Source organism: Xanthomonas campestris pv. asclepiadis (assembly GCF_020784175.1).
Taxonomy (GTDB): domain Bacteria; phylum Pseudomonadota; class Gammaproteobacteria; order Xanthomonadales; family Xanthomonadaceae; genus Xanthomonas; species Xanthomonas campestris_D.
Genome location: NZ_JAJGQM010000029.1, coordinates 1 through 16,403, shown reverse-complemented (window position 1 = coordinate 16,403; position 16,403 = coordinate 1). Strand labels below are relative to the sequence as shown.

Below are 16,403 nucleotides of genomic sequence, written 5' to 3'. Positions count from 1 at the left end.
GCTGAAGCAAGCGCCATGCCAGCAAGCGGGGCCAGGCGCGTGGCCCGGTCAGTTCGCCAGCTCGGTCTGCTCGCGATCGATGCCGTACTTGCGCAGCTTTTCCACCAGCGTGGTGCGGCGCAGGCCGAGTAGCTGCGCTGCATGTGCCACCACGCCCTGGGTGCGTTCCAGCGCCTCGTTGATCAGCGCCAGCTCGATGTTGGCCATGTGGCCACGCAGGTCGATGCCATCGTCGGGCAGGCTGGACGTGGCCGTCGGCTCGGCATCGGCTGTGGTGGGCTGCAGGGTCACCACATTGTCCGGCAGCGCGATGGCTTCGACGGGGGCGGCAACCAGCGCCGGTTCGGGCGCAGGCTCGACCGCAGTGGCTGATGCAAAATCACCGCGGTAACGCGCCGGCAGGTCCTGCACGCGCACCAGTCCGCCCGGATGCAGCACCGCCAGGCGCTCCACCAGATTGGTCAGCTCGCGCACGTTGCCCGGCCAGTCGTAGCTGCGCAGCGCCTGCAGGGCTTCGTCGGCAAAGCGCACTTCGCCGCGTCCGGTGCGTGCCAGTTGCCCGGCGATGGTCTGCACCAGCATGGCCAGGTCGTCGACCCGTTCGCGCAGCGCCGGCATTTCGATCGGAAACACGTTGAGGCGATAGAACAGGTCCTCGCGGAACTGGCCGTCGCTGATGCGGGTTTCCAGGTTGCGGTGGGTCGCGGCGATCACGCGCACGTTGCAACGGATGGTCTGACCACCGCCAACGCGCTCGAAGCTGCGCTCCTGCAGCACGCGCAGCAGCTTGACCTGCATCGGCAGGCTCATGTCGCCGATTTCGTCCAGCAGCAGCGTGCCGCCCTCGGCCATTTCGAAGCGTCCCTTGCGGGTGCTCAGCGCGCCGGTGAAGGCGCCTTTTTCGTGACCGAACAGTTCGCTTTCCAGCAAATCCGGCGGGATCGCGCCGCAGTTGATCGCTACGAACGGCCCGTCGCGCCGCGGCGAATGCTGGTGGATGGCACGCGCCACGACTTCCTTGCCGGTGCCTGATTCGCCCAGCACCAGCACCGTGGTGTCGAATGCGGCCACCTGGTCGATCAGGCGGCGCAAGCGGGTCACGGCCTCGCTGTTGCCGGTCGGGCCGGTGTCCTGCTGCACCCCGGCCTGATGTTCGGCATCCAGGCGCTTGAGGCTGGCACGGCGCAGCAAGGCTTCCAGCTGCGTATGCCGCAGCGGCGTGTCCAGCGTCCAGACATTGGCTTCGTGCAGGCCATGGGCCTGCGCAAACGCGCTCGGGCTGCCTTCCATCAGCAACACCGGTGGCGGCAGCTTGGCATCGGCCAGCCAGTCGAAGAACTTGTCGGCCTGTGCGGCATCCTGCGCCGAGCCCACCATCACCGCCATCCACTCGTCATGGCGATGGCGGCCAGGATTGATGTCGGCGCCGTCGGTGACCCAGCGGGGATTGAAGTCCATGAACTCAAGCAACGAGACGGTGCGCTCGGCGCGCACGGCATCGCTGTCGATCAACAGAATGCGGGACTCACTCATTCCTGGCTCCTTACCGTCAGGCCCTCCAGGATTGGCATGACTTCCTGGATATAGGACAGCTTGCTAACAAAATTGTCAGCACCCGCGCGAAGAGCATGTTCACGATGCTCTGCATCGTCAAAGTGGCTCGCGATGACAATATACGGCGGATCGTCCTGCGTCTTGATCAGACGCGTTGCCTGCAGCCCGCCCATCTCCGGCATGGCCAGGTCCATCAGCACGACATTGGGGCGCAGCGACTCAGAGCGCTCGATCGCTTCCAGTCCATTGGCGGCACTGCCCACGATATCGAGCCACTCCACTTTGCGAAAATGACGCATCGCAGCGTTGATGAAGCCCTCGTGGTCATCGACCAGCAGCACGGTGAGTTTGCTCATAGTAGTCCTTATCCTGCCCGGGCAAGCAGTGGTTTGTTGGTGCGGCGGCGCTCGCGTGCCGGGGCGATGTCGAGTTGTTCGCGGTACTTGGCCACAGTGCGACGGGCAATGTTAACGCCCTGGTGCGACAACAGCCCGGCGATGGCTTCGTCGGCCAGCGGCCGACCGGCCGGCTCGCTTTCGATCAGTCGGCGCACCATCGCCTTGACCGCCTGGCCGGAGACGCTGGCGCCTTCCAGGCGCACGGCAAAGAAGTGCTTGAGCTCGAAGGTGCCGCGCGGGGTCTGGATGTATTTACCGGTGGTAATGCGCGAAATCGTCGATTCGTGCATGCCGATCTCATCGGCGATTTCCTTCAGCGTCAGCGGTGCCATCGCTTCTTCGCCGCGCACCAGGAAGGTGGCCTGGCGTTCGACGATGGCGCGCGTGGCACGCAGCAGGGTCTCGTAGCGCATCGACAGGCCCCGGGTCAGCCAGCGCGCTTCCTGCAGCATGTCGCGCAGCGGCTGGGCGGCGTCACCGGCCTCGGCCAGTGCGCGCTCATGCACGGGGTTGATGCTCACCCGATGCGTGGTGGCCGGGTTCAGTGCCACCCGCCAGCTGCCGTCTGCATGCCAGGCGAGCACGTCCGGAATCACGCTGGCGTTGCTCTCCTGCAGCAGGTCATCGCCGGGGCGCGGTTGCAGCGACAGGATCAGGCGTACCGCTTCGCGTGCATCGTCCACTTCGGCATCGTGCGCGCGCGCCAGCAGCGGATAGTCGTGGCTGGCCAGCAGGTCCAGATCGCCGGCAAGGATGCGCGCGGCCAGATGGCGCGCCGGCACGCGGCCGGGCAGGGCGCTCAGCTGGGCCTGCAGGCACTCGCGCAGGTCGCAGGCGGCCAGGCCGGCCGGGTCGCCGTGCAGCAGGCGCTGACGGATCGCTTCCACTGCCTGCACGGTCATACCAAGCCGGGTCGCGCCGAGTTGCTGCAGCGTCGCCAGGGCTTCTGTCAGGTAGCCGGCATCGTCGGTCTGTTCCAGCCAGAACGCGGCGGCCCCCAATGCGGCCTCGTCCAGGTCCAACGCCAGCTCGCGCAGGATGCGCACGTGCGGGTCGGTGGAGTCGCCGGCCGCCACGCGCTGCATGCGGTCGTCGTCGTCGCCGTTCCAACTGCTGCTCTGCACGTCCCACATCGTGCTTTCCGGCAGTTCGTCGAAGGCAGCGACATCGGAGGCGCCATCGTCGCTGCTCGCGACGGCGTCGCTGTCGGCCAGCTCTTCCAGTTCCAGCAGCGGATTGGTTTCCAGCGCGCGACGGATTTCCAGTTCCAACTGCATGCCGTCCAATTGCAACAGACGGATCGACTGCAGCAACTGCGGGGTCAGGTGCAGTTGCTGGCCAAGCTGGGCGGAAATGGTCGTCTTCATCGAAGCGCTTCCGGAAGGCGCCGCACGTGGCAGCGATGGAACGCATCTTGCAGGACAAGACGACGGGTTTCTAATCAGGGAATCGCGTGAGGCGATTCGTGATTTTCCTGACAGCGTGTGGGGAATTCCCTGACGTTCAATACGGACTCAAGCGTGCCCGCCGGAATCCCGTCACTGTTTCGGTCGCTGGCGGCCGTTTCCGGGCACGCACAGCGCTCGGCTCAGACCAGTTCGTTGTGATGCTTGGCGGCCAGCAACACCAGGTCGTTGGCACGCCGGCAACCGAGCGATTCCATCATGCGCGCGCGATGGGTCTCCACCGTCTTGACGCTGATGCCAAGATCGGCGGCGATTTCCTTGTTGCTCTGGCCGCGGCCGATTTCGCGCAGGATCTCGCGCTGGCGCGGCGACAAGGCAGCAATGCCGACCGGTTTTTCGCGGCCCAGCATCGGCGCGATCATCTTGGACGAAATCTGCGGGCTCAGGAACACCTGGCCGGCCGCCGCTGCACGCAATGCCAGTTCCAGCTCCAGCGGCGCCGCATCCTTGACCACGAAGCCGACCGCGCCGCGATCCAGCGCGTCGCGCACATGCACCGGATCGTCGTGCATCGACATCATCACCACGTGCGTGCGCGGCGCAGCGCGCAACACATCAGTCATGGCATCCAGGCCGCTGCGGCCGGGCAGGGACAGATCCATCAACACCAGATCAGGCCGGTGCAGGGATGTCATGTCCAAGGCTTGCTGTGCATTGCTGGCCTCACCCACGACATCGATGCCGGCGAAGGTTTGCAGCAGCCTGGACAAGCCGGCACGGACAAGGGTGTGATCGTCGACGATGATGACTCGCACGGAGCAGAAGAGACCTTTTTTCAGTAAAGGGCACCTTAGCCGACCCGGCGCCCCGCGCCAACAGGCGGCGTCAGCGCTGGCGGCGGGCGTCGGCGATCTGACGGCGATGCAGACGGAACAGATGGCGTTCCAACGCCTCCTGCAAGCCTGGCGAAAGCGGCGCAAACCGCAGCCATAGCCAATGATCGTGGCCATCACTCGCGCTTGCCAGGACCTCGGCAGGAAGCTGTACCAGTTCAGGAAGCCAGTCGGAGGGTTGCAGGCAAACACTCCCCAGCGTGCCCGGCGGATGGCTGCTTGCGCAGCTCAGGCGGATCCCGCGTACCGACCAGTGCACGTTCGCCTGGATCAGTCCGCTATCGCCCTGCTGCACCAGACGGCCGATCAGGGCCAGCATCAGGTCGAGCTTGGCGTCCATGCGCTGCACCAGCAGCGGCAACTCGCCACGGTCTTCGCTGGTGTCTTCGCTGCGCAGGTCTTCCACCTGGCCCAGGCTGCGCAGCAGGGTTTCCGCAGCGCTGTGCGAGCCGGCGTCGCTGCCGGCACGGAAGCCGGCCGGCAGACGCACTTCGCAGCTGAGCGTGTCGGCGAACAGCGCGGCATCGGCCGATGGCGCGAGTGTGCCGAGCGCGGACATCAGATCCGTCCGACCCGTGCGTAGGCGCGGCTGGCCGACGACGAGGTGCGTTGCGCGCGGATCAGGTCCAGCAGCTTGCGTCGGCGCTCGAGCATCATCCGCATCAGATCCTGCTGCATGGCCTGCAGCGTCTGCAGTGCTTCGCGGTCCTGGCTCAGGTCCACATGCTGCGCATACTCGCGCAGGTGCAGATCGTGGGCGTCCAGCATGAACGGCATCACCTCGAACTCCTCCTGCGCCATGGCGAGGCGGATGTCGGCAATTTCGGCTTGAAGGCTTTGCGCGCTATGCATGGTCTGACTCACGAAACGGCAGAAAGGCCGCGTTGGTCCAGGGGGATGGAATTCCACGCCGAGTCGATTTCGCTGAGCAGTTCCAGTGCTTCGACCAACGCGGTCTCGTCATTGTGCAGGTTGGCGGCAGTCAGCCGCTGCATCACGTAGTCGTAGAGCGCCGACAGGTTACCAGCGATCTCGCCACCGGCTTCGTGATCGAGCGAGCCGTTCAAGTGACCGACGATGGCGCAGGCTTCGCCGATGGCCTTGCCCTTGCGCGCCTGGTCGCCCTGCGCCAGGCAGGCCTGGGCCAGACGGATGCGTTGGCAGGCGCCGGCAAACAGCAGCGACACCAGCTTGTGCGGGTCGGCTTCGGTCACGCTGGTGGACACGCCGACCTTGCGGTATTGCTCGGCATACTGACGATTGGAACCGTACATGGATGACTCCTCAATGGGCTGACCTTCGTTGGTCCCGGAGCGCTGCGCTCCTGCGACGACGCTCCTGCCGGAAGGCAAGGCCGAAATCACGATAGGCCCTTCTTGTATCGGCAAGACCATTGCGGGACTTGAGGATCCTCATCACGGAAATCAGCTCGTCAGCAGGCTGCTGAGCGAACTGGTGCTGCTCTGCAGCTTGCTGATCATGGTTTCCATCGCGGTGAACTGCGCGGTGTAACGGTCGCTGAGCTTGGTCATGCGCGCGTCGAGGTCATCCAGGTCATCCTCGTAGCCCTTGATCTGCTTGTTCAGGCTGTCCGAACGCAGGGTCAGGGTGCCGTTGTTGGCGTTGACGTTGCTGTCGAGCAGCTTGGTCATGGCCGAGCCGAACTTGCTGTCCTTGCCGAGCACCTCGGCGGCGGCACCGCCGTCGGCGGCGATGGCGGTGTCGAACTTGCCGCCATCGAAGCTCATCACGCCATCCTTGTCGATGGTCAGGCCGAGCGACTTGAGTTCGGTGAGGTTGCCGCTGACCTGGCCGCGCAACTGCTGCTGCAGGCCGCGCACCAGCGAGTCGCCGGTCAACGCCGCGGCGGTCTTGGTGGTGGCGTCGTAGGCGCTGCTCTTGGCCAGCAAGGTATTGGCGGTGTTGTAGGCGGCGGCGTACGCGGTCAGATTGGCCTTGAGGCCGCTGGTGTCGGCCGCAACGCCCAACGTGACCTTGGTGCCTTCGGCGGCCTTGGTGAGGTTGAGCACCACGCCCGGCACGATGTCGGTGACGGTGTTGGAGCTGGAGGTGCGTTCGAAGCCGTCCACGCGCACCAGCGCATCGGTCGCGGCCACGGACTGGTTCAGGCCGCCGCTGACGCCGGGGCCATAGGTGAGGCTGCTCAGGCTCGGGTCGCTGGCGCTGACCGTCAGCGCGCCCTTGGTCCCGGTGTCGACCGCGTTGAACACCAGGTGCTGGCCGTCGTTGGCGGTCACCACGCTGGCGGTGACGCCCTTGCCACCGGCCGCCTTGTTGATGGCGGCGGCGATGTCGGTGAGCTTGTCGGTGCCGCTGATGTCAACGGTGATCTTCTTGTCGCCATACCCGATCGTCAGCGTGCCGCTGCCGACGGTGGCGTCGGCGGTGAACGCGCCGGAGGCGAGCTTCTGCGCGCTGGCCAGCGAGACCACTTCCACCGAGTAGTTACCCGGCGCGGCCGAACTGGTGGTGGTGGCGGTGAAGCCGGCATCGGTCGGCACCGTCGCCTTGTAGGCGTTGGTGTCGGCGCTGCTGATGACCTTGTCCAGCGCAGACTTGAGCGTGGTCATGCTGCTCTTGATCTGGCTGATCGCCGACAGCTGCGTGGTCGCGGCGGTCCCGGCCTTGTTGATGCGCGCCTGCTCCGGGTCTTTCTGCCGGGAGACCAGGGTGGACACCACAGTTGGGATGTCCAGACCGGAGCCGGAAGTGCTGATCACCGATGCCATGTTGCATTCCTCGTCTGGGCGTCCAAGCAAGGATGGACGCATGGGATTACGAGACGGGTATCGGCCGCATCCGCCAGGACTTTAGCGGCGGCGACCCGTTTCGCTCACGAGCTTGGGTAATGCAATTTCCATGCCGGCGGGGTGCGTCAAAAAACCCGCGCCAGGAAAGCGTGCTGCGCGTTCGCGCCAAATCTTGGGCGAAGGAGATCTGCGGCCACAAAAAAAGCCCCTCCGAAGAGGGGCTTTGGACTTGCTGCGAAGCGCTGCCGATTACTGCAGCAGGCTCAGCACGTTCTGCGGAACCGACTTGGCCTGGGCCAGCATCGCGGTACCGGCCTGCTGCAGGATCTGCGTGCGGGTCAGCTCTGCGGTGGTCTTGGCGTAGTCCGTATCCGCGATGCGGCTACGTGATGCAGACAGGTTCTCCGACGTCGCGCTCAAGTTGGCGATGGTGGAGGTGAAGCGGTTCTGCACCGCACCCATGTCGGCGCGCGAGGAGTTGACCGTGGTCAATGCCTTGTCGACGATTTCCAGGGCCTTCTGCGCGCCGGAGAACGTGGAGATATCCAGGCTGCTTAGGGTCGAAGCGGTCGAGCCGGACGCGGCCGAGGCGGTAGTGATGCCGGCGCCGACGGTGATGCCAGCGGCGCTGGAGGTACCGGCCGACAGCGAGGTGAAGTCCTGGCCAGCCTTCAGCGATTCGATCTGCACCGTACCGTCGGTCTTGATCGAGGCGTACATGCCGGTCTGGTCCAGCTTGTCGTTGATCGCGGCGGCCACCTTCTTGTTCACGTCAGCCGCAGTGTCGCCGGCACCGACCTTGACGTCGGCGATGGTGACGCTCTTGGCCGAGCCGCTGGCGTCCTTGAACGACAGGCTGATGCCGCTGACCGAACCCGAGGCGGTGGCGGTGCCGCTCACACCGGCGCCGGAGACGGCGGCAGCGAAGTTGGCCTTGCCCAGCGAATCGATGTTGGCGTCGGCGATGCTGTTGATGCCGATGGTCTGGCCGGCATCGGCACCGACCTGGAACAGCGCGCCGCTGAAGGAGCCGTCGAGCAGCTTGGTGCCGTTGAAGCTGGTTTGATTGGCGACGCGGTCGATTTCGCTGGTCAGCTGTTTGACTTCGGAGTTCAGCGCCTCGCGGTCGGTGGACGAGTTGGTCGCATTTGCCGACTGCACCGACAGCTCGCGGATACGCTGCAGGTTGTTGCCGATTTCCTGCATCGCGCCTTCAGCGGTCTGGGACAGCGAGATGCCGTCGTTGGCGTTGCGCGAGGCGACGTCCAGGCCACGGATCTGGGTAGTGAAGCGCTCGGCGATTGCGCCGCCGGCCGCATCGACCGAGAAGCTGGTGATGCGCTTGCCCGACGACAGCTGCTGGATGCTCAGCGCCAAGCTGGAGCTGTTGGTGTTGAGGTTACGCTGAGCGTTCAGCGACATTACGTTGGTGTTGATTACCTGTGCCATTTTGATTTCTCCTAAGCGATTTTTCCGGCAAGGGGGACTTGCCCGGAGCCTCCGCAGGGGGGCCATCAAGTTGGCCGTTGCCGCTGCTGAGATGAATAACGGCGTTGCGTCGGGAACCTTTAGCGAAATCCAGTATTTTTTTACTGTTTTTCTGCTGCAGGACGAAATACGGAAGCGTTGTGTATCAAGGGGTTTGGTTTATTCGGCAGCACCCCGTGAATCTTTAGCGTTGGTATAACTTTCGACGAATAAACTCCGTCGGCCTGCGCAGGTACTGGCGCGCAGGAGTGCAGAAAACGCGGGTTTTCTGCTGCAAATCAGCGGATCAGGTTGAACAACGACGACGACTGCATCTGCTGAAAAATCGTTTGAGCGGCCTGCAACGAGGCCTTCTCCAGTTCGTACTGGCCAAGCGCCGAGGCGTAGTCCAGATCGCGGATCGACGACAGGGTGGTCTTGAGGGTGACCTCGTTGGACTCGAGCAGGGAGTTGGCGTTGTCGATCGCCGACAGCTGCGCACCGCCGGAGGCGCGCGCATCGATCATCTTCGACGAGGCCTGTGCGATGTCGCGCATCGAGGACTGCAGCGTGTTGATCATCGCCGCCTTCTGCGGCTGGGTCTGGGTATCGGAGTTGAGCGCGCCGACCAGGTCGTCGATGGTGGAGAACACGTCCTTGGTGGTGGAGGCGCCGATCTGGAAGCTGTCGCCTACCGCCGGCGCGCCGCTGATGCGCATGCGCACGCCGGCCGCGTTGATGTCTTCGCCGTCCTTGTAGGTGCCGGTACCGACCACCGTATTGGTGCTGTCGCGCACCTCGTAGGTGTCGGCGGCGGTGAACTGCACGCTGTAGCTGCCGCCGTTCCAGCTGCCGGTGCTGGCATCGCGGCTGAAATCCAGCAGCAGGCCGGTGCCGGTGTTGGCGTTGTTGGGGTGCGCATCCACGGTGCCGTCGCCGGTGCGGATACGCATGAAGATTTCGCTGCCGGGCAGGGTGTCGCTGACGAAGGTGTCCGGCGCCACTTCGACCTGTTTCTGGGTCTGGTCGCCGTTGTAGGTGATGCCGCCATTGCTCTTGATGAACGGTGCGCTGCCATCGGCGCTGCCGCCGAACAGATAGCGCCCGGTGCCGTCGGTGCTGTTGGCCAGGCTGACCATGCTGTCGCGCAGCGCGGTCAGTTCCGAGGCGATCGCCTTGCGGTCGTCGGGGCTAAGCGAGGAGTTGTTGGCCTGCACCGCCAATTCGGTGACGCGCGCCATTTTGTCGCCGGCCTGCGACAGGGCGTTTTCCTGCAGGCCGAGCCGGTTCTGCACGTTGTTGGCGTTCTCGCCAAAGCGGGTGATCGCTGCCAGCGCGCGATCCAGGCCGACCGCGGTGCCGGCGGCGACCGGGTCATCCTTGGCGGTGACCAGGCGCTGCCCGCTGGCGAGCTGGGCCTGGATCTGGTTCAGCCGGGACTGCTTGGCCGTCATCGACGACACCGACTGGCTGTACATCATGCTGGTGGAGATACGGTCGGTCATCAGCGTACGGCGCCCAGGATGGCTTGGAAGATGGTGTCGGCGGTGGAAATCATCTGTGCGGCGGCCTGGTAGGCCTGCTGCAGTTTCAGCATGTTGGCGGCTTCCTCATCGAGGTTGACGCCGGAAATCGAGTCGCGGCTGGCCTGCGCCTGGTCGTTGATGACCTTCTGCGCGTCCGAGGCGTAACTGGCCGCGCGCGCGGCCGAGCCGACCGAGGTGGTCAGGCCCGACAGCGCGCCGTTGAGCGTGACCGTGCCGCCACTGAGCGCCTTGGCGTCGTCGATCTTGGCCAGCAACTTGGCGTTGCCGTTGTCGCTGGAACCGGCACCGGTGGGGCCGACCCCGAAGGTGTCGCCAGCCTTGGGCGCGCCGTCCAGCGCAAAGCTCCAGCCGTTGGCGCTGATGGTCTGGCCGGCGGTATAGGCGAACGGGCCGGTACCGTCGATGGTGTACTGGTTGGCGTCGATGAACTCAACCGACGACGGGGTCAGCAGCGCCGGGTTCTGCGCATTGGTGACCTTGACGTCGCTGATCTTGCCGGTGCCCAGGTTGGCGACCGTGGCGGTGGCCTTGACCGGGGTGGCCGCGGCAATCCGCGAGGGGTCGGTGATGGCCACCGACAGGGTGCCGGCCAGCCCGGCGGTGGGCTGCAGCAGGAACTTGTCGCCGTTGGCCGGCGTGCCGCCGACCACCAGGCTGACACCGTTGAGCACCAGCGGATTGGCCGGGGTGCCGGCGCCGCTGATCGGTACCGCCGAGCCGGTGCTGGCGTTGGTGGCCTTCCACGCAGTGCCGTCGAAGCTGAGCGTGACGTTCTGCCCATCCACCGCCGACATGTTGCTGAAGCTGGCGCTCAGCGACGCGCTGCCGGTGTTGCCGGGGTTGGCAGCGGTGGTGGGCGAGCCGATGTTGAAGAAGTTGCCGCCCATCGCGCCGTACAGGTCCATGCCTTGCGCGTGACCGGCGTTGAAGGTGCTGGCCATGCCCACGGCCAGGCGACCGAGTTCGGCTTGGGTCGGTTCCAGCACGCTGGTGCGGAACTCCAGCAGGCCGCCGATCTGCCCGCCCAGCGAGTTGGCGCTGAGGCTGACGTTCTGGCCCTGGGTCTGCATTGCCACCTGCAGCTTGCTCGGCTGATACGGGTCGGCGACGGTGGTCAGCTTGGACGAGGTGGTCCCCACCACCAGGGCCTGGCCGCCGGAGGTGAAAACATTCATAAAGCCGCCGTCCTGCATCACCGCAGTGCCGCCGGTGTAGCCGACCAGCTTGGACACCAGCGCATCGCGCTGGTCGAGCAGATCCGGCGAGGCATTGTCGATGCTGTTGCCGATGGTGCCGTTGATCTTGGCGATCTGCTGGGTCAGGCGATTGACCTCGTCCACCGAGGAGGTCAGGCCGCTGTTGACCTCGTTGCTCAGGCTGTCCATCTGCCCGTTGAGCTGCTTGAAGCGCGTCGCCAGCGAGTTGCCGCTGTCGAGCATGCTCTGCCGCTCGGCGGTGGACGAGGCATTGGACGAGACTGCGCTGGTGGAGTCGAAGAAGTTCGACCACAGCCCGGCCACATTGGTGGCGGTGTTGGAGTACAGGCTGTCGACGCGGTTGGACAGCGAGGACAGCTGCTGCAGCCGCGAAAGCTCGCCGCCGCTGTCGAGCAGGCGCGAGGTGGCCAGCTGGTCGGCCACCCGGCTCACGTCGGTGATCTTGGCGCCATTGCCCACGAACGCGTAGCCCATGTCGGTGGGCGTGCGCGTTGCAAATTCCACACGTTGGCGGCTGTAGCCTTCGGTATTGATGTTGGCGACGTTATGGCTAACGGTCGACAACGCCCGTTGGAAGGCGATCAGCGCACTGGTCCCGGTGGACATGATGGACATGGGCGTTTACCTCAACGACGGATGGTGCCGAGCCCGGCAGGCTCGGCGGTGCTGGCATAGCGGTTGGACAGGTCGGCCGCCGCGTTGCCGATTGCGGCTACCGCACGGTCGATGGTCGGACCGTTGGCGATCGCCGCGATCTTGGCTGCGTAGCCCGGATCGGTGGCGTATCCGGCCTGTTGCAAGCCGCGTGCAAAACCCTTGATATCGGTGCCGGCCTGCAGCGCGGGCTGGTAACGACTGTTGTTCTTCAGCAGCCGCACGTAGTCGGCAAAACTCTCCTCGGCCGAGCCGTAGGCACGGAAATCGGCTGTTTCGGTGGTTTTGACGCCATTGACGTATTCGTGGGTGCCGGTGGTGACCTTGTCGCCGCTCCAGCCGGTGGCCTTGATGCCGAACAGGTTGTTGGAGTTGCCGGCATTGCCGATACCGCGCCGGCCCCAGCCGGTTTCCAGCGCGGCCTGCGCCACCAGCGCACGCGGATCCACGCCCAGTTCGCGCGCGGCCTTCTGCGCATGCGTCCAGATCTTGGCGACGAAGCCTTCCGGGGTACGCTCGCCCAGGCTGGCGGCGGCGCTGCTCGCCGCGCTCGCATTGACTGCAGCATTGGCATCGGCGGCATCGCTGGCCGCCACATCGCTCCAGCGATCGTTGGCCGAGGGCCAGCTCAGCGCGGCCGCATCGTCGCTGCCCGCATCGCTGCTGCCGGTGCGCCCGGCGATCAGATCCAGCACCTGGCTCATGCCGATGCCGCCCAGGCCGCCTGCGCCGATGCCTGCGCTGGTGCCGGTGCCTGCACCGATGCCGGTCGCCGCGCCATCGCGGGCCGGCAGCGGCAACGAGGCGTCGCGCTTGCCGGCTACCAGCGAGTAGGCCTTGGCGGCATCGGCGGTGCTCAGCGAGGTATTCAACGCCGGGCCGCCGGTGTCGCCGCTCAGCTGCTTGGAGATCATCGCCGACAGGCCCAGCCCCTTGCCGTCGGTCAGCGCCTTGGCCATCTGCTGGTCGTACATCTCGCGGAACATCTGGTTTTCGCCCGGAAACATCGGGTCGCCGGAGCTCGCATCGCGCATGCTCTTGACCAGCATCTGCGCGAACTGTCCTTCGAGCTGACGTGAGACCTTATCGATCTTGGCGGGATCGGCCTTGGTGCTCGGGTTGAGATCAATGGGCGAGGCTGCGATACGCATGTCAGATCACCTCCAGCTCCGCCGTGAGCGCACCGGCTTGCTTGAGCGCCTCCAGGATGGCCACCAGGTCGCCGGGTGCGGCGCCCACTTCGTTGACTGCGCGCACGATCTGATCGAGCGTGGTGCCGCCTTCGAACTTGAACATGCGGCTGCCTTCGGAGGTGGCGGTGATCGTGGATTGCGGGGTCACCGCGGTGCGGCCGCCACTGAAGGCGCCCGGCTGGCTGACGTTGGTGTTCTCGCTGATGGTCACGGTGAGCGAGCCATGCGCGATCGCCGCCGGCATCACCCGCACCAGCTGGCCGATCACCACCGTGCCGGTGCGTGCATTGACCACCACCTTGGCCGGCGCATCGCCCGGAGAGAGTTCGACATTTTCCAGCCGCGACAGCAGGCCGATACGCGCGCCGGGATCGGTCGGCGAGCGCACTGCCACGGTCACGCCATCCACCGCACGCGCGGTACCGGCGCCGAAGCTGCTGTCGATCGCCGCGACCATGCGCGAGACGGTGGTGAAGTCGTTCTGGTGCAGGTTGAGGGTGATCTCGCCGCTGCCGGCAAACACATCCGGCAAGGCGCGTTCGACGGTGGCGCCGTTGGGAATGCGGCCGACGCTAGGAATATTGACCGACACCCGCGAGCCGTCCTTGCCCTGCGCGCCGAAGCCACCGACCACCAGGTTGCCCTGCGCCATCGCATAGACCTGGCCGTCGGCGCCTTTCAGCGGTGCCATCAGCAGCGAGCCGCCACGCAGCGACACCGCGTTGGCGATCGAGGACACGGTAATGTCGATCGGCTGGCCGGGCTTGGCGAACGGCGGCAGTTCGGCATGGATGGCCACGGCGGCGACGTTCTTCAGCTGCGGATTGACGTTCGCCGGAACATTGACGCCCAGCTCGCCGAGCAGGTTCTTCAGGCTCTGCACGGTGAAGGGTGCCTGGCTCGTGCGGTCGCCGCTGCCGTCCAGGCCGACCACCAGGCCGTAACCGACCAGCGCGTTGCCGCGCACGCCGCCGACCTGGGCAAGATCCTTGATGCGCTCGGCCGAGGCCGGCGCGGCGATCGCGCAGACCGCCACAGCGGCAGCCAGCAGACGGAAGGGCAGGGAAGACAGATTCATGGTCGCAGGCTCAGTAGGGCGACAGACGGGAATTGAAGAAGCGGCTCAACCAGCCCATCGCGTTGGACTGCGCGATCGCGCCGCGGCCGCCGTAGGCGATGCGGGCGTCGGCCACCTTGCTCGAGGGCACGGTGTTGTCCGGGCCGATGTCGGCGGCGCGCACGATGCCCTGCACCTGCACCAGCTCGTCGCCCTGGGTCAGGCGCAGGTTCTTCTGCCCCTGGATCACCAGATTGCCGTTGGGCAGACGCTGCATCACGGTGACGGTCACGCTGCCCTGCATGCGGTTGCTCTGCGCGGTGTTGCCCTTGCCGGCAAACGTGCGGTCGCCGTTGGTGGAGTTGCGCAACACATCGGTGCCGTTGACGGTGAGCGGAACGCCGAGCAGCGTAGGCGTGCTCATGTCCACGGTGTCGGCCTTGCTGACGCTGGTGTTGGCGGTGGACGAGGCGGTGGTGCTTTCCACCAGGTTCACCGTCAGCAGATCGCCGACATCGCGGGCACGGCGGTCGCCGTACAGATTCAGGCTTGGGCCGGCGGCGTAGATCGCCCCGGCGGTGGGCTGCGCCACCGGCGCGACCACCGGCACGATCGGCGCCAGTTCGGCGAACGGCCGGACATCGCCGGCCGCCACGCAGCCGCCCAGCAGCGCGCTGCAGGCGATGGCGAGGCACAGGGAGGAAAGGGAAGGCAGGCGTGACATGGCGTGGATTCCTGAGAGGGCAGCGACCGGCGGGCCGATCAGACGTTGTTGTTCAAGTAACCGAGCATCGAGTCGGTGGTGGAGATCGCCTTGGCATTCATTTCATAGGCGCGCTGGGTCTCGATCATGCTCACCAGCTCTTCCACCGTATTGACGTTGCTGCCTTCCAGCGCGCCCTGCACGGTGTTGCCCAGGCCGTTGAGGCCAGGGGTGCCGTTCTGCGCGGGCCCGGAGGCGGTGGTTTCGACGAACAGGTTCTCGCCCTTGGACTGCAGGCCCGAGGGATTGATGAAGTCGGTCAGCGTCAACGCACCGATTTCCTGCGCGGCGGCCTGGCCGGCCAGTGTCACGCTGATGGTGCCGTCGTTGCCGATGGTCAGCGACTGCGCGCCTTCGGGGATCTGGATACCCGGCTGCAGCGGGTAGCCGCTGTTGGTGACCAACTCGCCCTGCGCATTGATCTGGAAGGTGCCGTCGCGGGTATAGGCCGAGGTGCCGTCAGGCATCTGCACTTCGAAGAAGCCGCGGCCGTTGACCATCACGTCGAGCGCGCGGCCGGTCTGCTGCTGGCTGCCCTGGTCGAAGCCCTTGAAGGTGGAGACCACCCGCACGCCGGTACCCAGCTGCAGGCCGGTCGGCAGCTGCGTCTGCGCGGAGGTGGAGCCGCCCGGCGCACGCACCTGTTGATACAACAAGTCTTCGAACGCTGCACGATCGCGCTTGAAGCCGGTGGTATTGGTATTGGCCAGGTTGTTGGAAATGACCGACATGCGCGTCTGCTGCGCATCCAGTCCGGTTTTGGCGACCCACAAAGCCTGATTCATGACCCGATTCCTCGTTAGACCCGGGGATGTGTTCCGGGTACGGCTGGGTATATGCACGTGCCGTGCCAAACCCGCGCCGGGTTTTCGCCGGCTGTGCGCTGGATCACGCGGCGCGGGGCGCGGCGGCCTGCGCGGGGCGGGGCTGATGGCGGACAGGCAGCGGCTAGGCCGAAGCGGTGGAAATCTGCGCGGCAGATCAGGCGCGGTAGATCGGTCGCCGGTCAGCGATGTGTTCGATGACGTGTGAACCCTTGGCGCTGCGTGCGGGAGGGTTCTTGGGATTTGCCGGCCGGCATTGCGACGCAGTCAACAGTCTGGTTGGTCGAGCGCGCGGTGCCCTCACCGCTCGCGGGACACGCCGCAAGTACGTCCATGTAGGCTCGGTGGCGGCATCCATGCCGCCACACGGTCCCGCAATCGGTGAGGCCACCGCACCTGAGAGTGAATCGGTGGTCGTGTGAAAAGCTGCTTGTTGCTCGGGTTGAATCGGGAAGCTGATCGGAAGCGATGCGATCCGAGCAACACACCGCATGCCCTGCTCGCAATCCTGCGTACCGACTATCTCGACTGGTCCTTGCCCGCCCACCGTCGCGGGACCTTACGCGGCATGGATGCCGCGTAAGAGCCTTATCTGTTCGGATTCTGGCAGTTTGGGCGTCGAGAGCCGGCGTGGGCCACCGTGAGAGCCTGGATCGTTA

Annotated in this window: 15 protein-coding genes; all 15 read right to left on the bottom strand. The window is 65.7% G+C overall.

Translation table 11 applies throughout. The features are described from left to right. Positions 1-48 precede the first annotated feature (48 nt). The 15 genes from LL972_RS13650 to flgG all read right to left on the bottom strand — a co-directional run bounded on the left by LL972_RS13650 (position 49) and on the right by flgG (position 15,705). On the bottom strand, positions 49-1,533 hold the full coding sequence (locus LL972_RS13650; RefSeq protein ID WP_228328049.1) for a sigma-54 dependent transcriptional regulator: 1,485 nt from the start codon (positions 1,531-1,533) through the stop codon (positions 49-51). Beyond that, on the bottom strand, positions 1,530-1,910 hold the full coding sequence (locus LL972_RS13645; RefSeq protein ID WP_104582687.1) for a response regulator: 381 nt from the start codon (positions 1,908-1,910) through the stop codon (positions 1,530-1,532). The genes LL972_RS13650 and LL972_RS13645 overlap by 4 nt, the downstream gene beginning before the upstream one ends. A gap of 8 nt (positions 1,911-1,918) precedes the next feature. Further along, a complete protein-coding gene (rpoN, locus tag LL972_RS13640) occupies positions 1,919-3,319 on the bottom strand; it encodes an RNA polymerase factor sigma-54 (protein WP_228328048.1) in 1,401 nt (466 codons plus the stop codon). Positions 3,320-3,540: 221 nt separating this feature from the next. After that, positions 3,541-4,173 carry a response regulator transcription factor gene (locus tag LL972_RS13635; protein ID WP_003482986.1) on the bottom strand — a complete coding sequence of 211 codons (633 nt, stop codon included), beginning with the start codon at positions 4,171-4,173 and terminating at the stop codon, positions 3,541-3,543. Positions 4,174-4,243: 70 nt separating this feature from the next. After that, positions 4,244-4,810, bottom strand: a complete 567-nt coding sequence (locus tag LL972_RS13630) for a PilZ domain-containing protein (protein WP_104595128.1) — start codon at positions 4,808-4,810, stop codon at positions 4,244-4,246. Then, positions 4,810-5,103 carry a hypothetical protein gene (locus LL972_RS13625; protein ID WP_115050258.1) on the bottom strand — a complete coding sequence of 98 codons (294 nt, stop codon included), beginning with the start codon at positions 5,101-5,103 and terminating at the stop codon, positions 4,810-4,812. Before LL972_RS13625 ends, LL972_RS13630 begins: the two co-directional genes overlap by 1 nt. Positions 5,104-5,111: 8 nt before the next feature. After that, a complete protein-coding gene (gene fliS / locus LL972_RS13620; RefSeq protein ID WP_228328047.1) occupies positions 5,112-5,525 on the bottom strand; it encodes a flagellar export chaperone FliS in 414 nt (137 codons plus the stop codon). 150 nt (positions 5,526-5,675) lie between these two features. Then, positions 5,676-7,001, bottom strand: a complete 1,326-nt coding sequence (gene fliD / locus LL972_RS13615; RefSeq protein ID WP_228328046.1) for a flagellar filament capping protein FliD — start codon at positions 6,999-7,001, stop codon at positions 5,676-5,678. A gap of 270 nt (positions 7,002-7,271) precedes the next feature. After that, complete coding sequence (locus LL972_RS13610; protein ID WP_228328045.1) at positions 7,272-8,471, bottom strand: flagellin; 1,200 nt, start codon at positions 8,469-8,471, stop codon at positions 7,272-7,274. A 317-nt stretch (positions 8,472-8,788) separates the two neighbouring features. Next, positions 8,789-9,994: a flagellar hook-associated protein FlgL gene (gene flgL / locus LL972_RS13605; RefSeq protein WP_228328044.1), complete on the bottom strand. Its 1,206-nt coding sequence runs from the start codon at positions 9,992-9,994 to the stop codon at positions 8,789-8,791. Then, positions 9,994-11,868, bottom strand: coding sequence for a flagellar hook-associated protein FlgK (flgK, locus tag LL972_RS13600; RefSeq protein WP_228328043.1), 1,875 nt, complete (start codon positions 11,866-11,868; stop codon positions 9,994-9,996). The genes flgL and flgK overlap by 1 nt, the downstream gene beginning before the upstream one ends. A gap of 11 nt (positions 11,869-11,879) precedes the next feature. Next, positions 11,880-13,058, bottom strand: a complete 1,179-nt coding sequence (gene flgJ / locus LL972_RS13595; protein WP_228328042.1) for a flagellar assembly peptidoglycan hydrolase FlgJ — start codon at positions 13,056-13,058, stop codon at positions 11,880-11,882. A 1-nt stretch (position 13,059) separates the two neighbouring features. Continuing rightward, on the bottom strand, positions 13,060-14,178 hold the full coding sequence (locus LL972_RS13590) for a flagellar basal body P-ring protein FlgI (RefSeq protein ID WP_039521506.1): 1,119 nt from the start codon (positions 14,176-14,178) through the stop codon (positions 13,060-13,062). Between the two features lie 10 nt (positions 14,179-14,188). Beyond that, the gene (flgH, locus tag LL972_RS13585; protein ID WP_228328041.1) at positions 14,189-14,881 is read right to left on the bottom strand and encodes a flagellar basal body L-ring protein FlgH; all 693 of its coding nucleotides are present in this window, start codon (positions 14,879-14,881) and stop codon (positions 14,189-14,191) included. 38 nt (positions 14,882-14,919) lie between these two features. After that, the gene (gene flgG / locus LL972_RS13580) at positions 14,920-15,705 is read right to left on the bottom strand and encodes a flagellar basal-body rod protein FlgG (protein WP_016901723.1); all 786 of its coding nucleotides are present in this window, start codon (positions 15,703-15,705) and stop codon (positions 14,920-14,922) included. Positions 15,706-16,403 lie beyond the last annotated feature (698 nt).

Excerpts from the sequence above, each read along its gene's own strand:
- LL972_RS13650 (WP_228328049.1), bottom strand. The coding sequence starts at position 1,533 with ATGAGTGAGTCCCGCATTCTGTTGATCGACAGCGATGCCGTGCGCGCC.
- LL972_RS13645 (WP_104582687.1), bottom strand. The coding sequence starts at position 1,910 with ATGAGCAAACTCACCGTGCTGCTGGTCGATGACCACGAGGGCTTCATC.
- rpoN (WP_228328048.1), bottom strand. The coding sequence starts at position 3,319 with ATGAAGACGACCATTTCCGCCCAGCTTGGCCAGCAACTGCACCTGACC.
- LL972_RS13630 (WP_104595128.1), bottom strand. The coding sequence starts at position 4,810 with ATGTCCGCGCTCGGCACACTCGCGCCATCGGCCGATGCCGCGCTGTTC.
- LL972_RS13625 (WP_115050258.1), bottom strand. The coding sequence starts at position 5,103 with ATGCATAGCGCGCAAAGCCTTCAAGCCGAAATTGCCGACATCCGCCTC.
- fliS (WP_228328047.1), bottom strand. The coding sequence starts at position 5,525 with ATGTACGGTTCCAATCGTCAGTATGCCGAGCAATACCGCAAGGTCGGC.
- fliD (WP_228328046.1), bottom strand. The coding sequence starts at position 7,001 with ATGGCATCGGTGATCAGCACTTCCGGCTCCGGTCTGGACATCCCAACT.
- LL972_RS13610 (WP_228328045.1), bottom strand. The coding sequence starts at position 8,471 with ATGGCACAGGTAATCAACACCAACGTAATGTCGCTGAACGCTCAGCGT.
- flgL (WP_228328044.1), bottom strand. The coding sequence starts at position 9,994 with ATGACCGACCGTATCTCCACCAGCATGATGTACAGCCAGTCGGTGTCG.
- flgK (WP_228328043.1), bottom strand. The coding sequence starts at position 11,868 with ATGTCCATCATGTCCACCGGGACCAGTGCGCTGATCGCCTTCCAACGG.
- flgJ (WP_228328042.1), bottom strand. The coding sequence starts at position 13,058 with ATGCGTATCGCAGCCTCGCCCATTGATCTCAACCCGAGCACCAAGGCC.
- LL972_RS13590 (WP_039521506.1), bottom strand. The coding sequence starts at position 14,178 with ATGAATCTGTCTTCCCTGCCCTTCCGTCTGCTGGCTGCCGCTGTGGCG.
- flgH (WP_228328041.1), bottom strand. The coding sequence starts at position 14,881 with ATGTCACGCCTGCCTTCCCTTTCCTCCCTGTGCCTCGCCATCGCCTGC.
- flgG (WP_016901723.1), bottom strand. The coding sequence starts at position 15,705 with ATGAATCAGGCTTTGTGGGTCGCCAAAACCGGACTGGATGCGCAGCAG.